Origin of the sequence: Pseudomonas sp. LS1212 (genome assembly GCF_024741815.1) — a bacterium.
GTDB lineage: Bacteria > Pseudomonadota > Gammaproteobacteria > Pseudomonadales > Pseudomonadaceae > Aquipseudomonas.
Genome location: NZ_CP102951.1, coordinates 2,849,267 through 2,870,019 on the forward strand (window position 1 = coordinate 2,849,267; position 20,753 = coordinate 2,870,019).

11 protein-coding genes and 1 pseudogene are annotated in these 20,753 nt (G+C 61.5%); 4 read left to right on the top strand and 8 right to left on the bottom strand.

The genetic code is table 11. The features are described 5' to 3' along the window. Nucleotides 1-7: 7 nt before the first annotated feature. The 8 genes and pseudogenes from NVV94_RS13465 to NVV94_RS13500 form a co-directional block, all read right to left on the bottom strand. Nucleotides 8-1,441 (bottom strand): alginate export family protein, encoded by a 1,434-nt coding sequence (locus tag NVV94_RS13465; RefSeq protein ID WP_258442881.1) that lies wholly within the window; start codon nucleotides 1,439-1,441, stop codon nucleotides 8-10. Beyond that, on the bottom strand, nucleotides 1,438-2,838 hold the full coding sequence (locus tag NVV94_RS13470) for an alginate biosynthesis protein AlgK (RefSeq protein WP_258442882.1): 1,401 nt from the start codon (nucleotides 2,836-2,838) through the stop codon (nucleotides 1,438-1,440). The genes NVV94_RS13465 and NVV94_RS13470 overlap by 4 nt, the downstream gene beginning before the upstream one ends. Continuing rightward, nucleotides 2,835-4,049, bottom strand: coding sequence for an alginate biosynthesis protein Alg44 (locus NVV94_RS13475; RefSeq protein ID WP_258442883.1), 1,215 nt, complete (start codon nucleotides 4,047-4,049; stop codon nucleotides 2,835-2,837). The genes NVV94_RS13470 and NVV94_RS13475 overlap by 4 nt, the downstream gene beginning before the upstream one ends. Nucleotides 4,050-4,166: 117 nt before the next feature. Beyond that, on the bottom strand, nucleotides 4,167-5,648 hold the full coding sequence (locus tag NVV94_RS13480) for a glycosyltransferase family 2 protein (RefSeq protein ID WP_258442884.1): 1,482 nt from the start codon (nucleotides 5,646-5,648) through the stop codon (nucleotides 4,167-4,169). Nucleotides 5,649-5,726: 78 nt separating this feature from the next. Continuing rightward, nucleotides 5,727-7,037 (bottom strand): nucleotide sugar dehydrogenase, encoded by a 1,311-nt coding sequence (locus tag NVV94_RS13485; RefSeq protein WP_258442886.1) that lies wholly within the window; start codon nucleotides 7,035-7,037, stop codon nucleotides 5,727-5,729. 774 nt (nucleotides 7,038-7,811) lie between these two features. Beyond that, nucleotides 7,812-8,063 (bottom strand): annotated as a pseudogene (locus NVV94_RS26910) (hypothetical protein); the annotation flags it as partial. A gap of 166 nt (nucleotides 8,064-8,229) precedes the next feature. After that, on the bottom strand, nucleotides 8,230-9,651 hold the full coding sequence (locus NVV94_RS13495) for a diaminobutyrate--2-oxoglutarate transaminase (RefSeq protein ID WP_258442887.1): 1,422 nt from the start codon (nucleotides 9,649-9,651) through the stop codon (nucleotides 8,230-8,232). Between the two features lie 117 nt (nucleotides 9,652-9,768). Next, on the bottom strand, nucleotides 9,769-11,829 hold the full coding sequence (locus NVV94_RS13500; RefSeq protein WP_258442888.1) for a TonB-dependent receptor: 2,061 nt from the start codon (nucleotides 11,827-11,829) through the stop codon (nucleotides 9,769-9,771). A gap of 258 nt (nucleotides 11,830-12,087) precedes the next feature. Here NVV94_RS13500 and NVV94_RS13505 point away from each other — a divergent pair, with 258 nt between their 5' ends. The 4 genes from NVV94_RS13505 to NVV94_RS13520 all read left to right on the top strand — a co-directional run bounded on the left by NVV94_RS13505 (nucleotide 12,088) and on the right by NVV94_RS13520 (nucleotide 20,741). Then, nucleotides 12,088-13,065: a TauD/TfdA family dioxygenase gene (locus tag NVV94_RS13505; RefSeq protein ID WP_258442889.1), complete on the top strand. Its 978-nt coding sequence runs from the start codon at nucleotides 12,088-12,090 to the stop codon at nucleotides 13,063-13,065. 7 nt (nucleotides 13,066-13,072) lie between these two features. Beyond that, nucleotides 13,073-16,501, top strand: coding sequence for a condensation domain-containing protein (locus NVV94_RS13510; RefSeq protein WP_258442890.1), 3,429 nt, complete (start codon nucleotides 13,073-13,075; stop codon nucleotides 16,499-16,501). Nucleotides 16,502-16,518: 17 nt separating this feature from the next. After that, nucleotides 16,519-17,565 (top strand): TauD/TfdA family dioxygenase, encoded by a 1,047-nt coding sequence (locus NVV94_RS13515; RefSeq protein WP_258442891.1) that lies wholly within the window; start codon nucleotides 16,519-16,521, stop codon nucleotides 17,563-17,565. 113 nt (nucleotides 17,566-17,678) lie between these two features. Next, nucleotides 17,679-20,741, top strand: a complete 3,063-nt coding sequence (locus tag NVV94_RS13520) for an amino acid adenylation domain-containing protein (RefSeq protein WP_258442892.1) — start codon at nucleotides 17,679-17,681, stop codon at nucleotides 20,739-20,741. Nucleotides 20,742-20,753: the final 12 nt, after the last annotated feature.

Genomic DNA, 20,753 nt, shown 5'->3' on the forward strand with positions numbered 1-20,753 from the left:
CCCGGGCCTAGATTTTCCAGACTAAATCAATGAACGCCCGGTGCATGCTCGAGTCGGTGTCGCTGGCGTAGGCGTCGCCCGGGAAGAACACACCGACGCGCAAGCGGATCAGTGCCGAGGGTTCGTCGACCCAATCCACCATGCTCGTTGGCAACAGGCCTTGCTTGAAGTACTTGGTCATGACCAGATCGACTTCCTGGCCCAGGTCCTTCTCACCGTCCACCAGAGGCGCGTTGATGACCCCGCTGTCGCCGGTCTCCTGCTGGTCGTCGACCCGCCAGAAGCGGTGGTAGACGAGACTGGCGTCGTAGTCCTCGCGCAACTGCCAGGAACCGAACGCCGTGGCCGCCTGGAGGTTGCTCAGTTCACCGCGAAAGGCTTCGCCGAAGCGGTGTACGCGCGAACGCGTGCCGGTGTAGTTTGAGCGGTTGCTCTGCAGGCCGGTTTGTTGGAACTGCTCTTCCTTGTCGCGACCGCCGCCTTCGCCGCGGGCCGCGGCAGCGCCGAGCCGCCAACTGTCATTGATGTTCCAGCGCAGACCCAGGTCCGCGCCCCAGCTGTCGACGTCGCCACTGTTGTCGCCCGTCGCGATGCGGTTGCCATTGGCGTCGGTCACGCTGCTGAGGTTGTCGCGATTGCCGGTCAGCCAAGTGCCGCTCAACCAGTAGTTGACCGGCATCGTCGAGCGATAGTTGTAGCCGTCGCCGTTCGCTTCGAAGCCGACCCAGGTCAGGCTGCCGGTGTAGCTCTTGTCGAGCGCATCGATCTGCTCGCCCGCATCGGGCAGGCTGCCGCTGTCCTCGACGTGATGCACGCGCAGGCCGAGCCAGTGACTGGGCGTCCATTGCGTAGAGATGTCGGCGAACGCATGGGTGCGGTCTTCGTCTTCGGGCGCCAAGTCGCTCACGTCGGTTCGGTAGTCGGAAAAGCGCTGGGCGGCACCGAGGTGGGCGCGCAGCAGGGTGGTCTCGAAGCTCCAGTTGAGCGCTTCGATGTTGGTGTCCATCCACTCGCCGCTTTCCTCGCGCAAACGCTGGCGCCCCAAGCGCAAATGCTCGCCCGGATAGGCGCTGATGCCCGTATAGTCGATCCAGAACTCGCGCAGCGCCAGGTAGCTGTCATCTGTCTCACGGGCGTTACTGGCGTCGACGCCGTTGTTGACCGTGTCGGTATCGATGGTATCGGTCGCCGCCACCGCCTGCCCCATCACATAGGTACTCCAGTTACCCCACTGGCCATAGGCCCAGGGGCGCACGTCGATGCCAATACCGTTGACGGTGCCACCAGGCGCGGTGCCCAGGTCACGGTCCTCCTGCGACTCACCGGTAATCTTCACATCCAGGCCGAAATTCTTCGGTGCCACTTCCGCCGCCAGCACCAGACCGGCACTGCAAACCAGCGAAACCCCCAGACCACAACCTGCCAAAAATGCCTGCTTCATAGTAAGTCCTGTCCATTTTCCGGAATTTGCAGTCTGGCCAGAGCCGCGCCTGTAAGACGGGCCTGGGCTTCCCCCTCAAGCAAGGGCTGCGCGATTTTCCTTTCTGCCGGGGTCAGCCCCGACTGCAGGGCCGACAGCACTGGCGCCGCATTTACCACACCCTGGCGCTGCGCGAGTTGTGCAAAGACAAAGGCATTGATCCGATTGACCTTGATCCCGCGAGCGTCGGAAAACATCTGCGCCAGGGCGAGGTCCGCATTGGGCGAGCCATTGCGGGCCGCCAGTAACAAATGCTGCAACGCCTTCTGCGGTTCGACCTGGCCCAGATAACCGCGCCGGTACAATTGGCCCAAGTAGTAATGCGCCCCGATTTCACCGGCTGCGGCTGCCTTGAGCAAATGCTCTTCAGCCAGGCGCGGGTCCTGCGGCAACCATTTGCTGAGGTAATACAGCCGTCCGGTAAGCAGTTCCGCCCGTGGGTCGCCCGCTTCGCGCCCGCGCTGCAAGGCCGAGAGCAATTGCGGCGCATCGCCCTGCGCTGGGTAGTCGTTGATCAACCGCGCCAGGCTGGTCCAGGCCGGTGCATAGACCGGCGCCAGTTCTTCGAGCAGGCGCTGGGCGCTTTGCGCGTCGGGCGGACCTTCCAGGGCTGGCGACGACAGGACGCGCGCCACCGACTCGACCCGCAAGGGCGCCACTCGCCCTTCGCGCCAACCCTGGCGCAATTCCACCAGCAACGCAGCTTGCGCCTTGGGCTGGACCCGCAATCGGTTGATCGTGGCAAGCTCCACATAACAGGCATCGAGTACCGTCAGCCGAGCCCGGCACATCTGCTCGATCTGCGGTAGGTGATCCTTATAGGTGCCCTGATTGCGGTAAATCAGGATCTGCGCCAGATCCGCCTCGATAATCCCCTGGGCGCGCCAGCTATCGACCTTCTGCTGCGGATCCACCCCAGGCGCCAATTGCGGGTAGCTCAGGTACAACAGCGTCAGCGGCACCACCGCACTGAACTCGCCTTTATCCAGCGCGCCTTGCAACAGTTGATGGGCCTCGCGCACTTGCCTGGGATCACTCGGTCCCTGACGCAGCAACAAACGGCCCAGCCGTGACTGCGCCTTGACCGACTCCGGCGCGGCCTGCCGGTACAAGACCTCAGCCTCTTTCAGGCTCGCCGGGTCGCCCGCCGACGCCGTCAGGTCGCCCATACCGGCCTGGGCATCGGCGTAGCCCTCCTGGGCCAGCACCGCATAGTGCTTGCGTGCCGTTTCATAATCGCCGCGCAACATGGCCTCGCGCGCCAGCCCCTGATCCGGCAGGGTGCCGCAACCATGAATCATCGTCAGAGCAGCGGCCAGCGCAGAAAACCGCAGCCCCGATCGCCATGCGCCGTTCATTTTCCGGCCGCCATGACTTTATTCACCCAGACATTATTCTCCCAGGCATTCTTCACCCAGATATTGGCCGCCCAGGCATTGCTCGGCAGGTTTTCGATACTGACGTCCACCGGACGTCCGGCCAGATCGGTCTGCAACGCGCTGTCAGGCTCAATGGTGACCCGCAGGTCGGAGGCCAGGCCGCCGTTGTCCAGCACCACCGTGGCGATCTTGCCCGTGCGTGGCTGTTCTTCACCGGTCACTTGGAAGCTCACCACCTTGCCGGGCTGGATCTTGACAAAGTTCTTATAGGGGAAACGCGCCTCGATGGTCGCCACACCATCGGTCGGCATCAACTCGAACACCGTGGTGCCCTTGCCGACGACCTGCCCGTCCGGCACCAGCTGCGCCACCACCCGGCAATCGCAAGGGCTGGTCAGCGAACCTCGCAGGGTCCGGCTGAACAGACGCTCGAGGTTTTCCGGGGTCGCCTGCCCAGGCGGCAGGTTGCCTTTCATCACATCCAGCAGCGAGGCGGAAAAGGTCGCCAGCGGGGCACCCTTGGACACCACCGAACCCACCTTGACCAGCGCATTGACGCTGCCGTCACGCGGCAGGCCGATCAACTGGCCGGGCACGTTGACCCGCGCCGACTCGGCGTGAGTGACGAAATAAACGCCATGCAATTGGTGCAACACATAACCAAAGGCACCCAATCCCACCAGGAACATCAGCAGGCTGACCGTGGTCGCACGCAAGCGTCCGAAAAAGCCCAGGCCGTTGCCGCTTTCGTGCTTGCGTTGCTTGGTGAAGTTCTCGCGCTGTTGGGTCGCGAGCATGTCACCCAGGCTGATCAACCCTCCCGACAGGTAGGAGGTGATCAGATAGCGCAATGCGGAAATCTCGCGGGGGCGCAGGTTGTGGAACTCGCAACCCACCCGCAGACCCTCGCTGCATACCGAGCGCACGACAAACTCCACGTCGATGGCAAACCCAAGCCCATCGATCTGGAACACCAGCTTGCCTTTGTGCTGTCGGCCCGCGATCAGCGGTGGGCTCGGCTGAGAGAGGCTGAAGCCACCGGCGGACAAGTCGATCAGCTCGCAATCGAATATTTCCCGGTCCGGCCCGTGAAACTTGATCCTCGCCGGTAGTTTCAGCCGCGCATGCTGACGCTGCACCTCCGACTCATGCACGACATTAGTACTAACAGCAGTATAAGCTGTGCTCATAACGCGTCCCTTCCCATCCACGATTGAGTTCGACCCGGCAGGTCAGAGCCGGTGTTCACCTTCACCCTTTGCCGCTGTGCAGGCCGGCGCGGCATGCCGACTGCCCTGACACCTGCGCTACACGATCCACATCAACAGCGCGCAAAACACACTGCCGGCCGAAAAGGTCATGACCCGCGACGACCAGGTATTGAACCAGCGCTGATAGCTGGCCAAGCCGCGGTCGAGTTTGGTGTTCTGGCGCGTCCACGATTGCCGGTCGAGGCGGAAGAACACATAGATCTTCACCACTGCGCCGACCAACTGGTTGTAATAAAGAATCAGTGGATAGGCCGGCCCGACCGGGTGCCCCGAAGCCAGCAACAGCAGGCTCAAGAGCAAGCGAGTGAGGCCGATCCAAAGCACATAGATCAGCAGGTAGGCGATGCTGTATTTGAGGCTGGCAATGATCGCCACCGACGGCCCGAGCAGGCTGGTCCACATCGATACGCGTTGGTCGAACAGCACCAGCGAGGTGAACCAGCCCAGCCGGTGCGCGCCCAGGTGCAAGGCCCGCGCGTTCTGCCGCAGGTTATTGCCGTACCAGCGGAACATCAGCTTGCGACTGGCCTTGAAGAAGCTCTTTTCCGGTGGGTGCTCGACCGTGTTGATCGCCGCATCGGGCACATAAAAGGTGTCGTAGCCCAGCCGCATCAGGCTGTACCAACTGGACTTGTCATCACCGGTGAGGAAACGGAAGCGCCCCAGGCGCCAGTGCTGCAAATAATCACTCTCGATGTCTTGAATAAAGCCGGGGGTGGTCACCACCTGGGCGCGGAACACTGACATACGCCCGGTCATGGTCAGCACTCGCTTGCCCAGTGCCATCGAACACATGTTGATGTGTCGCTGGGCGAACCGCAGCTTGTGCCATTGGCTCATCAGGTAGCTGCCGCGCACCTCGCAGAATTCATTGGTGGTCAACCCGCCGACTTTCGGGAACAGCTTGAACCAGGGCACGGTCTGGCGCACCAGGCCAGGCGAGAGCACGGTGTCGCCATCGACCACCGACACCACCGCATCGGCATCCGGCAAGTGCCGGGAGATCGCCCGAAAACCATGGGCCAGGCCATCGCGCTTGCCGGTTCCGGGAATCCGCACGAAATCCAGCTTGACCTGCTCCGGCGGATTGCAGCTGTCCCAGAGCGCCTTGATCAGCAGCTCATCGGCCAGCTCGACGATGGAACAGACAACCGTGGTCGGGTAACCACAACCGATGGCCTCTTCGATCACCGAACGGTAGACCTGCGCCGTGGTCAGCGCATCGATACGAAAACTGGTGACCAGCAAAAACACTTCCGACGGATCGGCACTGCTGCCCAGCCTGGTGACTCTGCGCCGGTAATAAGGAAACACCAGATAAAGGAACAGCATCCCCCGCAGGTAATGGATCGCTCCCATCGAGTAACGCCAGATACCGACCGCCCCCACCAACAGGAGAAAATCCGTGGAGTCGGGATCGAACACCGTGCGCGGCAGCAACAGCGCAAGACCCATCAGGGCGGTGATGTAGAACAGCCAGCCCGCAGCTTCGCGTAGGTAAACCCTGGAATCAGCCATGCCCGTGCCCCCAACCCCTGTTCGATAAATCCATTTGGCTCAGGGCGCGCCAGCACCGCGCCCTGCACAAACGCCCTGCTACCAGCAGATACCCTCGATCTGATCGTTACTGGCGTGTGGCATAAAGCCCACCAGGTCGACCACCTGTTTGCCCTCGGGCACCTGAAGCGCAATGGCTTCGAACGACTCGTCGCTGTTACCCAGCACAACCACATCCGCCTGCTCGATCACCTTCGCAAGGTCCGAGCACAACAGCGAAGCCAGGTGCGGAATCTTCGACTCGATGTATTCCTTGTTCGCCCCGTAGATACGCGCGTATTCAACGCTGCGGTCGAAGATATGCAGGTCGTAGCCCTTGCCGATCAACATCTCGGCCAACTCCACCAACGGGCTTTCGCGCAGGTCATCGGTGCCCGCCTTGAAGCTCAGGCCGAGCAGCGCGATACGCCGCTTGCCGTAACTGGTGATAATGTCGAAGGCTCTCTGTACCTGCACCGCATTGCTGCGCATGATCGAGGCCAGCAGTGGGTGCTCGACATCCATTTGCCCGGCGCGATAGTTCAGCGCACGCACATCCTTGGGCAGGCAGGAACCGCCGAACGCGAAGCCGGGGCGCATGTAATAACGCGACAGGTTGAGTTTGGTGTCCTGGCAGATCACGTCCATCACATCGCGACCGTCCACGCCGGCGGCCTTGGCGATATTGCCGATCTCATTGGCGAAGGTCACTTTGGTCGCGTGCCAGACGTTGCAGGTGTACTTGATCATCTCCGCCACTTCGATACTCCTGCGCACGATCGGTGCATCCAGCTCGTCATAGAGTGTGACGAGCATGTCACCGCTGCGCTGGTCGAGCTCACCGATCACCGTCATGGGCGGATAGTGATAATCCTTGATCGCGGTACTTTCGCGCAGGAACTCCGGGTTGATCGCAACCCCGAAGTCGACTCCCGCTTTCTTGCCGGAACAGCCCTCCAGGATCGGGATCACCACGTTCTTCACCGTGCCCGGCAGCACCGTGCTACGCACCACCACCGTGTGCCAGCTGTCGTTGTCGTGCAGGGCTTCGCCGATCTCGCGGCAGACCGACTCGATGTAGACCAGATCCAGATCGCCATTCTTCTTGCTGGGCGTACCGACGCAGATGAACGACATATCCGTGCCTATCACTGCCGCCTTCACATCACCGCCACCACGCAGCCGCCCAAAACTCACCCCCAGCTCGAGCAGTGGCTCCAGGTCCGGTTCAACGATGGGCGCCTTACCCTGGTTGATCAGGTCGACCTTAACCTGCGAGACATCCACCCCGATCACATTATGACCACGAGCAGAGAGACAGCCTGCGCATACAGCGCCCACGTAACCCAGACCGAATATGCTGATACGCATCGGTGAAATCCCTCATATACCTTGATTCAGGAAGGCCGTCGGCATGCCACGCAGGCCGACAGTCCCTCTACCGCGCCAATAAACGGACAGTCAGGTACAACTTGATTCTGGAACACATTCGAAGAACTCCGAATAGCGTAGTCAAACATCACATGGACACTGTCATTTTTTTAACAGAGATTACGCATGTTTCGCGTCGACATTGCAGCAGCAAAACGAGTGCCAGATCGGCAATTCGCCAGCTATTAAAATATCTTTATTAAAAACATATGGTTACAGACTGGAAATCTGGAAAAGAAAATCTCGACTGCACCACAAAGAAGCAAAGCAGAAGCGGGTGTAACACCAGCATTACAACTTTACATACACCCCATTAAATCGGTCGCAAGTGTAAGGCGAGTGATACATGTCAAATTTTCAACAACTATTAATTGGCGCGAATCACGATTGATACATTTAAAAAATAAAACTATTTAAACAACCCGGTTTCGCCATATTCGCAATAACGGCCTCCCGTAATTGTATCTGTCGACCCTATGATGGATGTCGGACGACCACACCGCTGCCAAGCCCTATTCGGTCTGATTGGCGAGGGCGATAGCTCGAGCAATGACAGCGCCGGTGCCGTTGGCGTGAGGAGAAGTTTCGGCATACCACGATCGGCGTAGCCGCTGCCATAGGCTCGGTGCGCCGCTGCGACGCTGGAGACCCGCAGGGGCTCCCCGGCGATCTCGAGACGCAGGAAAGGAGTGCCAGAACTCCCCCTCTGTCGCGTCAACCCAGCCGCTGATACCTGACGATTCTGGGTTCGCCTTGCAGCAGCCCCGTTGCGCGGGTGAGCGCCGCCTGAAGATGGCGGGTTTCCCAGTGTTGCACTTCAAACTCCGGGCCTTGCCTCACGCGCTGGTCAGCGACGGCAAAGGGAGCCCAGGGCTCTGCGGCCTTCTTGTAGATGGCGCCGCGCTTGACCATCTCATCCTCGGTCAAGTAAGGCACATATTTATCGAGCTCGGCCAGTTTCTCTTCGATGACGTCATAACGTTGCGACGCGTGGCGCGAGAGGGTGGCGGGATCGTCCAGCTACCTGGACTGGTGGTCTTCAAGGATATGCGCGACGGGCTGCTGGGATGCCTGAACGCAGCCTCTGGCTCAGTGACATGCCCCGTACAACGACACCGGGGCAAATCGGCGGTCAGCGATCGAAGTGGTCGCTCACTGCACAAGCGGCCTTGAATAGAATGTGTGCGACGAAATCGATTTCCTGTTCGGTGATGATCAGCGGCGGCAGGAAGCGCACGGTTGCACCATGACGCCCGCCGAGTTCGACAATCAGCCCGTGGCGCAAGCACGCCTGCTGGAAGTACTTGGCCCTGGCGCTGTCGACCGGTGGATGCCCTTGCACGTCCGGGGTGCCTGCCGGGTCGACGATCTCCATCCCCAGCATCAACCCGCGACCGCGCACATCACCGACCCAGGCGAACTCGTTTTTCAACGCCAGCAGATGCTGGCGCAGGCACGCACCGACGGTTTCGGCGTGGGCCACCAGCCCTTCATCCCTGATGAAACGCAGCGTCGCGGTACCGGCCGCCATCGCCAGTTGATTGCCGCGGAATGTGCCGGCATGGGCGCCAGGCTGCCAGACGTCCAGCGAGTCGTTGTAGACCATGACCGACAGCGGCAGACCGCCACCGATGGCCTTGGACAAGGTGATGACGTCCGGCGTGATACCGGAATGCTCGAAACCGAACATCTGGCCACTGCGGGCGATGCCGCACTGGATCTCGTCGACGATCAGCGCAATGCCGTGAGCCTGGGTCAAGCGGCGAAGTTCCTGGAGCCAGCGATCCGGGGCGGTAATCACCCCGCCCTCGCCCTGGATCGGTTCCAGAATCATTGCCGCTGGTGCGGTGACACCGCTTTCCGGGTCGTTGAGCAAATGCTCGAGGTAGCGCAGGTTCAAGGTCACGCCTTGCTCGCCGGCAACACCGAACGGACAACGGTAATCGTGGGGGAACGGCAGGCGCTGTACGCCTGGCATCAAGGCACCGAGGGCATTTTTTGGCGACAGGTTGCCGCTGATGGCCAGCGTCCCCAGCGTCATGCCATGGTAAGCCCCTTCAAACGCCAGGATCGAGTGTCGCCCCGTGGCCGTGCGGGTCAGTTTGAGCGCCGCTTCGACCGCATCGGCACCGCTTGGGCCGCAAAACTGGATGCGCGCATTGCGAGCGAATTCTGTGGGCAGACAGCCAAAAATTTCTTGTACGAATGCATCCTTCACAGGGGTCATGAGGTCCAGGGTGTGCATCGGCACACCGGCCGCCATGACTTGGGTGATGGCTTCGATAATCACCGGATGGTTGTGGCCCAGCGCCAGGGTTCCAGCACCGGCCAGGCAATCGACAAACACTTGCCCCCGACTGTCCTGCACATAAATGCCATGGGCTCGCTCGAGCACCAGTGGAATGCGCCGCGGGTAACTGCGGGCATTGGACTCCTGCTGTTGCTGGCGTTCCAGCAGTGGCGTCGGATCCAGGCAGTAAGGGCTCGACAGACCGGTATGCAACAGGCGCAGCTGTTGCGCGCCACCCGCTGTGACATTCGAAAAGGCACTCATGATTTCCTCCAGGGAGGCTGGGTTTGGAAGGGAACGGGGCTGCCTGAATACGAACGTCTGAGGCAGCGACAACCTTGAAACCGAACGCGGGGAGCCTGCCTCCCCGCGCCCATGGGGTTACATGTCGTAACGCAGAACCAGACCCACCGTGCGCGGCGCGCCGACGTCGATGATGTCGCCGCTGCGGTTGTTGGTGACGTATTCCTTGTCGAAGGCGTTTTTCACGAAGCCGGACACGGCGATGTTCTTGGTGATCTTGTACTCGGTGTTGAAGTTGACCAGCCAGTAGTTATCGCTCTTGCGCTCGTCGATGACCTGCCCGTCCGCGTCGAACTCGTATTCCGACGGCGTGGAGCTCTGGTAGGTGACATCAGTGTTGAAGGTCAGGCGGTCGTCCCAACGATAGGTACCGCCCACCGACATCTTGTATTTAGGCGCATAGAGGAACGACTCGCCGCTCATGTCCCGGCCGTCACCCGTGACGAAGTCCTTGTACTTGCCATCGGTAACGGCGCCACCGGCGGTCAGGGTCAGCTGTTCAGTGATGTCTTTTTCAACAAAGACTTCCAGGCCCTTGATGTCACTGCGACCGGCGTTGAAGACTTGAACGAATTCAGTGTTCGGGTCCAGCATACTAACCTGCTGGTCTTTCCAGTCGGTGTAGTACAGGTTGGCGCGGGTACGCAGGCTCTTGTCGAAGAACGAACCGCGGTAGGACAGCTCGTAGTTGGTGGTGTATTCCGGGTCGTAGGGCTGGTGACCGCCACCGGCGCGAACGTTGACGCCACCGCCGCGATAGCCTTTCTGCACCATGAAACCGAGGTACTGATTCGTGGCCAGCTCGTAGTCGATACCGAGTTTCGGCAGTACGGCATCAAACGATTTGCTGACTTCCCCCGGGCTGGAGAAGTCATCCTGATCGATGTCGGTGTCGTTCGTCTCGTGGTCGTAGCGCAGACCGGTGATCAACGTCCAGCGCGGTGCGAACGTCCAGTTGACTTCACCAAACACCGCCTTGTTTTCAATCTTCGTATCACCCTTGACGGTGCCGAACAGTTCGTCATCGAACAACAACCTGTCGTGGAAGTTGTTGGTGTTGTGACCATAGTAGGCACCGACAAAACTCTTGACCGTGTCCGAGGTGTAATTCAGACGCAGCTCCTGACTGAAAAGGTCGCCGTCCTGCTTGCGCAGAATGACCTGGTTGGCGTCGGCAGTCTGGTCGAAGTCCAGACGGTTACTGTAGTCCGAACGGGTATTGGCGGTGAGGCTGGTCAGGGACCAGGCATCGTTCAGGCGGTAATCCACTTTGGCGCTGAGGGTGTCCTGCTTGAGGTTGTCGAACGCCTTGGTATCGGACGACACGTCGTAATAACGGACCTTGTCGTTGACACGCATCACCGAGCGGTCGCCCTGACGGTTTTCACCATGGGCGTAGGTCAGCAAAACGTCTGTGTCGTCATTGGGCAGGATCAGCAATTTGCCGCGGGCGTTGCTGGTGCGACGCGGGTTGGCATCGTCATTGAGTGCAACGTTGCGGATGTAACCGTCACCTTCCTGGTAATCCACGGCGATGCGTCCGGCGATCTTGTCGTCAACGATCGAACCGCCACCGGCAACGGCCGCTCCGTGCTCACCATATGTCCCCACATTGGTTTGCGCCGAGAAGGTCGGCTGGAAGGTTGGATTCTTGGTCTGGATGACCACCGCACCGGCCAGGGAATTTCGGCCCTGAGTGGTGGACTGCGGACCGAGGAACACTTCGACCTGCTCTGCATCCCAGAGCGGGATCGGGCTGAGGGTCAGTGCGCGGTTCGGCTGCTGGGCGCCGTCGATGTAAACCGATACCGCACCGTTGAGGGTCGCTGGGCCCTGGTCGTCGAAACCGGACACCGGCACACCGCGAATACCCCAGTTTTCATTGCCGGCCTGGTTGTACACACCCGGCGTACGAGCAAACACATCCACCAGATCCTTGTCACCGTGTTCGCGCAGCTGTTCGTCGGTGACGACCACGACGCTGGACTGGGTTTGCTCCAGGGTGCGGTTGATTTTTTCACCCGTCACCGTGATCGGAGCGATCTCCAATGTGTTCGACTGTTCGACTGCCCATGCACTGTTTACCAGGCACACGGCCGACCCCACAGCCAACGCAATTGTGTTTCTTTTGAAATTCACGCCCCGCTCCCCTGCTACAGATATTTGTTGTTTTTCAACTAGCTGAATGCTCTACGGCGCCAGCGGGGCGGAGTCTAATCCAAAAAAAAAAAAAAGGGAATAATATTGATAATCCATCTCATTAGTAATTAATATGCCGCTATGTATCAGAATGTGTACATTTAAATCGCGCTCTGCGCTGGCGATTTCTGCCTTGTTTTCAAGATGTGCCAGCGTCGTACCGATTGACTAAAAAAAGATAAAAAGGATGCGCAGCGGATGACCTCAATCGAACACCTGAACGGGCGTTCCGAGCCTTTTCCCATTGTTCCAGCAGATGGCATCGAGTTGTCGTTACCCGTGCTGGTACAGGCGGCGCCGGGACAGTCGATTCATGATATCGACGCGTCGATCCGCGATAGCCTGCCCCATGCGCTGACCACCGTTGGCGGGGTGCTGTTCCGTGGCTTCAGCGTTGCCACGCCCATCGACTTCAAGCGCTTCGCCGCCAGTTTCGGCGCACCGCTGGCCAGTTACGAATTCGGCTCCACACCGCGCAGCAAAGTGTTTGCCGGGGTCTATAGCTCCACCGAATACCCGGCCCATCAATTCATCCCCTTGCACAACGAGCAGGCCTACACCCGGCCATGGCCTTCGCGCATCTGGTTCCACTGCATCAAGGCCAGTGAAACTGGTGGCGAAACGCCGATTGCCGACAGCCGCCTGATCTACCAGCGCATGCCAGTCGAGATCCGCGAGCTGTTCGCCAGTCGCGAGCTTCTATATGTGCGCAATTACAGCGGCGCACTGGACCTGCCCTGGCAGAAAGTCTTCAACACCGAAGAGCGCGCCCAGGTTGAACGCTACTGCCAGGACAACGACATCGAGTGGGAATGGAAAGCCGATGGCGACCTGCGCACCCGCCAGCGTTGCGCCGCCGTGCTGCAGCATCCCGATACCAGTGAGTGGGTCTGGTTCAACCAGGCGCACCTGTTCCATGTTTCGGCCATCGAACCGGGCGTACGCGCCAGCCTGCTGGCGGCAGTGGGTGAAGAGAACCTGCCACGGCACGTTTATTTCGGCGACGGCTCGGCCATTCCCGACGACGTGCTCGACACCGTGCGCGAAGTCTATCGCCAGACTGCCATCAGTTTTCCCTGGCAGCCCGGCGATATCCTGATGCTCGACAATCGACTGGTCGCCCACGGCCGCAATCCTTACACCGGTGACCGCAAAGTCATCGTTGCCATGGCGTGAATTGCACATGTTCTCATTCAATCACTGGATCGAAGTGCTGGAAGCCAACGCCCGGCATTTCCCGCAGCGTGCTGCCCTGCATTTCCTGCCGGACGGCGTCGAGATCGGCGAAACCCTGACCTTTGCCCAGTTGCACGAGCAGTCCCGATCGCTGGCGGCCGCACTGCAATCGCGCTATGCCCCGGGCGATCGCGTGTTGTTGATGCTGCCCAGCAGCCTAGATTACGCCCACGCGTTCTGCGCCTGTTTATATGCCGGCCTGATCGCCGTGCCGTTGTTCCCGCCACCGTCGCGCAAGCCCCGGCACCTCGACCGGGTTCGCAAGGTGGTGGTGGATGCCGAACCGGCACTGATCCTGGCACCCGCGGATCACTGCCAGGGTTTGCTGGAATTGGTGGAAAACCAGGTCGATGTACTGACGGTCCAGGACCTGGGCACGCCGCCGGCCAGTCAGTGGACACGCCCGGACGTGGACGGTGCGACCGTGGCGTTCCTGCAATACACCTCCGGCTCCACCGGCACGCCAAAAGGCGTTGAAGTACGTCAGCGCAACCTGATCGCCAACGTCGAACTGATGCGTCAGGCCTACGGTTTCGATGAGCATGGCGGCATGGTCAACTGGCTGCCGCTGTACCACGACATGGGCCTGATCGGCGGTTTGCTGGCCCCGCTCTACAGCGGCATGCCCTGCTACCTGATGGCCTCGCAGACCTTCGTCAACGCGCCGTCAACCTGGCTGCAGGCGTTGAGTCGCTACCGCGCCACCGCCAGTTTTGCCCCCAACTTCGCCTACGCCCTGTGCAACCGGGTGGTCAGCGACAGCCTTATCGCACAGCTCGACTTGAGCGCCTGGCAACACGCAATCAACGGTGCCGAACCGATCCACCCCGGCACCCTCGAAGCCTTCGCCCAGCGCTTTGCCCCTTGCGGTCTCAACCCTCTGGCAATCAGCCCCGGTTATGGCCAGGCCGAAGCGACATTGTGCGTCAGCGCCACGCCGGCCGACGCATTGCCGGTAGTGTTGCGCCTGGACAAGGCCGTACTGGAAACCGGTCGCGTCGAGTTGGCGGCCACCGATGCCGCCGCCGTGGAGTTCGTCGCCTGCGGTTATCCGCAAGCCTTGCACAGTATTGCCATCGTCAACCCGCAGAGCCATGAACGCTGCGTTGCCGATCGCATCGGCGAAGTCTGGCTGAGGGGCCCGAGCAACGCCGAAGCCTATTGGAAAAACCCCGAAGCCAGTCGCGAAGCCTTTGAGGCGCGCATTGTCGGTGAGCCCGGCAACTACCTGCGCTCCGGCGACCTGGGTTTCATGCACGAAGGCCAGGTGGTGATCTGCGGGCGGCTCAAGGACTTGCTGATTCTCAACGGGCGCAACCTGTACCCCCACGACATCGAATTTGCCATTACCGATTCCGAGCCAGGCATTCGCACCGGACGCATCGCCGCGTTCTCGGAAATGGACCCGGTGCTGGGCCGCGAGAAACTGGTGATCGTCGCCGAGCCACAACGCAAGTTCGTCGACCCGGCGCATCACCCGGCGCTGTTTGCGTCGATGCAAAACGCCGTGCGTGAAGCTGCCGACTGCGGCATTGATCAGATTGTGCTGGTGGAAGCCGGCACCATTCCGATGACCACCAGCGGCAAGATCGCTCGTCAGGGTGTTCGCAAACAACTGGCCGCGGGCACCTTGAGCATCATTGCCCAGAGCGGTGGGCAGATCGCGTCGAACAGCGAAACCATTGACCTCATTCAACTGAAGCATCGCGTGGGCAATGCCCCGCAACTCGCGCAAACCGCGTGCCGTCTATGGCTTGAGCAAACCCTGCACGAGGTCAATCCGTACCTGACGGCAGACTTTGAACTCAGCCTGATCGGCCTCGGTCTGGACTCCATCAGCGTGGCCGACTTCGCCGCCCGCCTGCACAAGGATCTGGGCTGGAACCTCGACACCCAAAGCCTGTTCGGCGAACAAACGCTGGAGGAATGGGCGCTGGCCTTGCAGGTGTTCCTGGGCGAGCCATCACCGACGGCCAGCGCCTCGACCGAGCGTGCGAACGTCAGCCAGAGTCGTCAATCATTCGCGCAAAGCCGCCTGTGGTTCTTGCGCCAACTGAATCCGGACGACACCCGGCACAACCTGGTGTTGCACCTGAGCCTGCAAGGTCCGCTGAACATCGAAACCCTGGCGCTGCGCCTGAACACCCTCGTCAATCGTCACAGTGTGCTGCGTACGGTGTATCGGGATGGCGTCGATGGGCCGCAGCAACAGGTTTTACCAGCCACGACTGTACCGCTGACCTGGCACGATCTGCGTGATCAGAGCGGGCCGCAGCAACAGCAGGCACTCAGCGACTGTCTGGCAAACGAACACGCCACGCCAATCAACCTCGAGGCCGGGCCGCTGCTGCGCGCCCAACTGCTCAGCCTTAAAGATGGGCAGCATGACCTGCTGCTGACCCTGCACCACATCGCCTTCGACGGGCGCTCGGCGCAAGTGCTGCTGGCGGAACTGGCCGGTTCGGCCGACGCTGAATTGCCGGTGCAGTACCTGGATTTCGCCCAATGGGAAGCCACGCACTGGAGCGAACAGCGAATCGCCGCGGAACAAGGCTTCTGGCGTGAGCATCTGGCAAACGTACCGCAAACCCTCGAACTGGGTGGTAGCGGCCAGACCCCGGGCGAGCACAGCCTGAACTTCACGGTGCCCCAGGCGACCTGCGAACACCTTGCATCGATGGCCCGCGAGCAAGGCATGACCCTGTTCATGCTGCTTTTGGCCAGCTATCAGTTGGTGCTCAAGCAACTCGGCGGGCAGCAACAGTTTCTGCTGGGCACCGATGTCAGTGGCCGGCCGCTGGCGGAACACAACGACGTCATCGGTTTCTTCGTCAACCAGCTGACCCTGCGCTGTGACCTGCACGGCGAACCGACGCTGGCCGGTTTCCTTGAGCGGGTGCGCGATGAAGCGCGACTGGCTTACGCCCATCAGGGTCTGCCTTTCGATCTGGTGGTGTCGGCGCTGGCGCCGGAGCGCCGTCCCGGTCACTCGCCGCTGTTCCAGGTCAAGCTCAACTATCAACCGTCACGGGTAACACCGACCGCTATCGCCGGTGCACGTATGACTTCGCTGGACGTAGTGCAGGCACCGGGAGATTTCCACCTGGTGCTCGATCTGGTGCACGGCACCAAAGGCATCGACGCGACCCTCAAGTACCGCGGCGAATACTTCGATCAGGATCGCGCCCTGCGCCTGCAACACCTGTGGACACGCCTGCTGGACGAAGCCCAAAACCTGCTGGACGAACCGCTGCCGGCACTGGCCGAACGGCTGGGCACCTGGGATCAGACTTTCCAGCGTGAACGCCAACAGTCCCAGGCGCTGGCCGGTCGCAGCCAGATGATGCAAACCAAACGTCGCTCATTGACCCTCTAACCGAGTTGGATGCCTTTATGTCTATCGTGCCCCCATCGTCTCGTGCCCTTGGCGCCGTGCGCCGCAAAGCCATGAACGTCTCGGAGCAGCAACTGGTCAGCGAACGTCTGCTGAGCCCGGACCACGCCTTGCCACTGGTGATCGAGCCGGCAGTCAGCGGCGTCGATCTGGTCGCTTGGGCGACCCGGGAGCGCGAATCCCTGGAGAAGAAACTACTGCAGTACGGCGCCCTGCTGTTTCGCGGGTTCTCGGTGCTGTCGGTGGAGCAATTCGATCAGGTCATCGTCGCCCTCTCCCCCGGCGCGCTGGAATACATGTTCCGCGCCTCGCCGCGCACCCGGGTCGGCGGCAACATCTACACCTCGACCGATTACCCGGCCGATCAGATGATTTTCCCGCACAACGAGCACTCTTATTCGCCACGCTTTCCGCTGCGGCTGTTCTTCTATTGCCACATCCCGTCCGAAACCGGCGGTGAAACGCCTATCGGTTCGACCCGTGCCGTGAAGGCGAGCATCAGCCCCGAAATCGAAGCGCGGTTCCGTGAGAAAGGTGTGCTGTACGTGCGCAACTACGGTGACGGTTTTGGCCTGCCGTGGCAGACCGTGTTCCAGTCCGAAGACCGCAGCAAAGTGGAAGCCTACTGCGCCAGCGTCGGCATCGAAGTGGAATGGAAGGACAACAATCGCTTGCGCACTCGCCAGCGTGGGCCAGCCGTGGTGCGTCACCCGCGTACCGGCGAGGAAGTCTGGTTCAACCACGCGACCTTCTTCCACATCAGCACCCTGCCCCCGGCGGTCCGCGATTCGCTGCAAAGCAACTTCAACGACCTCGACCTGCCCACCAACACCTTTTATGGCGACGGCGAACCGATCGAACCACAAGTACTGGAGTCGCTGCGATCGGCCTACCTTGACTCACTGGTGCGGTTCAGCTGGCAGCAGGGCGACGTATTGTTCATCGACAACATGCTCGCGGTACACGGTCGCGAACCCTTTACCGGCAAGCGCGCAATCATGACCGGCATGGCAGAAGCGCTGCTGTCGAGCGACGTCGCCGCCTGACCTTTCAACGGGCGCATCAGCTGTTCGCAAGAGGCTCGCCTGACAACCGGTCAGCGAGCCTCGGCACCTCTGCCATGGCCCAGGTTTAAGCCCCATTTTTAGTCGAGTTGAACATGAGCGGACTCCAAGGTTTTCGTATTTCGCCGCAACAGGCATCTGTGTACCCGCACATCAACGGCGCGGCCGAACACCCGTTCAGTTGCCATTTGCAATGGTCGTTGTCCCGGCCGTTGGACTTCGATGCGCTGAACAGCCGTCTGCTGGCACTGATGGCCGACAGCGAGATCCTGCGCACGCGCCTGATGCCGGTGCCGGGTTTGCGCCACCCGGTGCAGGTGATTCACGAAACCTGCGCCCTGCCCGTGACCGTGCAGGACTTGCGTCAGCACAGCCCCGCCGATCAGGACGCCGCGCTGACCAGCCTTGCCGCTCAGCCCCGTGACTGGACGAACCCGCTGTCCGTGACCCTGGTGCAACTGTCGAACGAACAGTCAGTACTGGATCTGGCCGCCGCCAGCAGCCACTTCGACCTCGCCAGCCTGAAACTGCTGGCCGCTGCGCTGCTGCAAGACGCCGATCCGGATCTGTCCGAAGCGCTGCAATACGCCGACTACGCCGAGTGGCGCTGGAGCCTGACAGAAGACGAGCCGGACCATCCTGGCGTGAGCTTCTGGAAGCCCCTGAGCGAAAGCGAGCAGCCGGCCTTGCAGCTGTCGCTTGGATCGGCCACCGGCAACGGGTTTGCTCCGGCACGGGTGGATCTGGAATTGCCCGCCGACCTTGCCCGCCACCCGGCGCTGACCTCGAACTTGATGTTGACGGCGTGGGCCGCAGTACTCGGACGGTTGGCTGGCCAGCAGCAAGTCCCGATCACACTGATCCACGAAAGCCGTGGCCCGGAACTGGAAAGCGCGTTGGGCTTGTTCGAGCAATGCCTGCCGGTGCGCATCGATCTGGATGCCCAGACAACCCTGCTGGAGCAAAGCAAACACGTCGGCGCCACGGTCGAACGCACGGTCGGCTGGCAGGACTATTACACCCGGAGTCTCAATGGCGGTTACGCCTTTGCCTGGCGTTCGGGCGATGCCCAGGAACGTTTTGCCAGCGCGGTAATGAACCCGGTGAAGGCCTGCCTGAACGTACGCCAATTGCCCGACAGCCTGCACGCTCACGTGGTTTACGACCGCCATACGTTAAGCGCCGAAGCGGCGGCCTGCCTCGCCGAGCAATGGCTGCAACTGCTGCTGGGCGCGCTGGCCGAGCCGCAGCAAGCCTGGGCTCATCTACCACTGAGCGGGCCGCTTCAGGCACAGGTTATCGGCGCCCAACCGAGCTTGCCGTCGATCGAGCCGGTGACCCTGGTCGAGCTGATTGCCCGTCAGGTTCGCCAACAGCCGAACGCTATCGCCCTCAGCGACAAGGACGGCGACCTGAGCTACGCCCGCCTCGATGCCTGCGCGACTCATCTGGCCCATCAACTGGTGGCGGCCGGCATCGGTCCGGGCGTGCCTGTAGGCATTCTGTTCGCCCGCAGCAACGCCGCCATCGTCGCCATGCTCGCAGTGTTGAAGGCCGGTGGCGCTTACGTGCCGGTTGATCCGTCCTACCCGGCGGATCGTCGCGCCTACATGCTCGCCGACAGTGCCATTGCGCACATCGTGGTCAGCGCCGAGCTGGCCGACAGCGTGCCCGGCAGCCTGCAACGTTTCGTGCTCGACGACCTGACGGCGCCCGAATCCAGCGACCTGCCGCCGCTGCCCGAGCCTCACGCGGACGACCTGGCGTATCTGATTTATACCTCCGGTTCCACTGGCGCGCCGAAAGCCGTGGAAATCACCCACGGTGCGCTGAGTTTCTCGACCCAAGTGCGGATGGCCTCCTATGAGACGCCGGTGCGTGCCTACCTGCTGCTGTCGTCTTTTGCCTTCGACAGCTCGGTAGCCGGTATTTTCTGGACGCTGGCCCAGGGCGGGCGTCTGGTGCTGCCGGCTACTGGCGAAGAACTTGAGATGTCCCGTCTGGCGCAGCTGATTGCCCAGCATCGGGTCAGCCACGGTCTGTCGCTGCCGTCGCTCTATCAGGCCTTGCTCGACCAGTTGCAGCGCGCCGGTGGCGCCGACAGCCTCGAGTGCTGGATTGTTGCCGGTGAAGCCTGCCCTCCTTCGTTGATCGCCCAGCACAGCAAGACCTTGCCACAGGCCCGACTGGTGAACGAATACGGCCCCACCGAAGCCACGGTCTGGGCCACCTATGAAGTCCTCGACCCGGCCCGGGCGCTGAGCATCGGACGCCCGATCGCCGGCATGGACCTGCGCGTACTGAACGAACACGGCATCGCCAGCGGCATCGGCGAACCGGGGGAAATCGTCCTCGCCGGCCCGACCCTGGCCCGGGGTTATCGCAACAAACCCGAAGAAACCGCCAAAGCCTTCGTCACCCTGGCCGATGGCACCCGCGCCTACCGCACGGGCGACCTGGCCTGCTGGCTGGCGGACGGGCGCCTGGCGTTCCTCGGCCGCAAGGACCATCAGGTCAAGTTGCGCGGCTACCGCATCGAGCTCGGGGAAATCGAACGTCAACTGTGCAGCCACAGCGACGTGCGCGAAGCCGCGGTGATCGTACAAGAACACGCGGCCGGCAAGCGTCTGCTCGCCTACATCCTGGCCGCTCACGGCTACGCGCCGGACTCGGAAGCGATCAAGCGCTTCCTCGGTGAACGCCTGCCGTCGTACATGGTACCGGCCCGGGTGCTGACCCTGCCGACCTTCCCGCGCACCCCCAACGGCAAGCTCGACACCCGCCAATTACCCGACCCGGATCAGTTCGACGAAGGCGCCCACGTGGCACCGCGCAACGCGATGGAAACCACCCTGCAAGCCATCGTCGCCAAGGTTTTGAAGCTTTCGACCGTGAGCGTTACCGAGAACTTCTTCGCCATTGGCGGCGACTCGATCCTGAGCCTGCAAGTGGTGGCTCAGGCCCACGAGCAAGGCATCGCACTCTCGGCCAAGCATGTCTTCGAGCGCCAGACCATCGCCGCCATGGCCGAAGTCGCACAGCCGCTGGCCGCAGGCACCGCCGAGCCGGTGGCCGATAGCGCCGAGTTCAGCGCCTCGGGCCTGTCCGATGACGAAATGCAAGCGCTGATGGCCGAGCTGAACGAGGCCGACCTGTGACCGGTTTCCCTC

Excerpts from the sequence above, each read along its gene's own strand:
- NVV94_RS13465 (WP_258442881.1), bottom strand. The coding sequence starts at position 1,441 with ATGAAGCAGGCATTTTTGGCAGGTTGTGGTCTGGGGGTTTCGCTGGTT.
- NVV94_RS13470 (WP_258442882.1), bottom strand. The coding sequence starts at position 2,838 with ATGAACGGCGCATGGCGATCGGGGCTGCGGTTTTCTGCGCTGGCCGCT.
- NVV94_RS13475 (WP_258442883.1), bottom strand. The coding sequence starts at position 4,049 with ATGAGCACAGCTTATACTGCTGTTAGTACTAATGTCGTGCATGAGTCG.
- NVV94_RS13480 (WP_258442884.1), bottom strand. The coding sequence starts at position 5,648 with ATGGCTGATTCCAGGGTTTACCTACGCGAAGCTGCGGGCTGGCTGTTC.
- NVV94_RS13485 (WP_258442886.1), bottom strand. The coding sequence starts at position 7,037 with ATGCGTATCAGCATATTCGGTCTGGGTTACGTGGGCGCTGTATGCGCA.
- NVV94_RS13495 (WP_258442887.1), bottom strand. The coding sequence starts at position 9,651 with ATGAGTGCCTTTTCGAATGTCACAGCGGGTGGCGCGCAACAGCTGCGC.
- NVV94_RS13505 (WP_258442889.1), top strand. The coding sequence starts at position 12,088 with ATGACCTCAATCGAACACCTGAACGGGCGTTCCGAGCCTTTTCCCATT.
- NVV94_RS13510 (WP_258442890.1), top strand. The coding sequence starts at position 13,073 with ATGTTCTCATTCAATCACTGGATCGAAGTGCTGGAAGCCAACGCCCGG.
- NVV94_RS13515 (WP_258442891.1), top strand. The coding sequence starts at position 16,519 with ATGTCTATCGTGCCCCCATCGTCTCGTGCCCTTGGCGCCGTGCGCCGC.
- NVV94_RS13520 (WP_258442892.1), top strand. The coding sequence starts at position 17,679 with ATGAGCGGACTCCAAGGTTTTCGTATTTCGCCGCAACAGGCATCTGTG.